This window comes from Pseudoalteromonas sp. 120-MNA-CIBAN-0494, from assembly GCF_040308885.1.
GTDB lineage: Bacteria > Pseudomonadota > Gammaproteobacteria > Enterobacterales > Alteromonadaceae > Pseudoalteromonas > Pseudoalteromonas nigrifaciens.
In genome coordinates this window covers 1-246 of the sequence record NZ_JBEOOE010000209.1, presented here as the reverse complement: position 1 = coordinate 246, position 246 = coordinate 1, and the positions used below count along the sequence as shown (strand labels likewise).

General features: G+C 64.2%; 1 protein-coding gene. It reads left to right on the top strand.

What is annotated here, in order from left to right; genetic code table 11:
* The coding region (locus AAEY55_RS18545; protein WP_350552746.1) for an NAD(P)-binding protein at positions 1-246 on the top strand (246 nt) is incomplete at both ends.

Genomic DNA, 246 nt, shown 5'->3' with positions numbered 1-246 from the left:
ACCTCACCCTGGAAGCGGATGTCGCCATCATCGGCAGCGGCGCCGGGGGCGGTACCACCGCCGAAATCCTCAGCGCCGCCGGCTACAAAGTGTTGCTGATCGAAGAAGGCCCGCTCAAGACCAGCAGCGACTTCAAGCTGCTGGAAGACGAAGCCTACGCCAGCCTTTACCAGGAAGGCATCGGGCGGATGAGCAAGGACGGCGCTATCACCATCCTGCAGGGCCGGGCCGTGGGCGGTACTACGT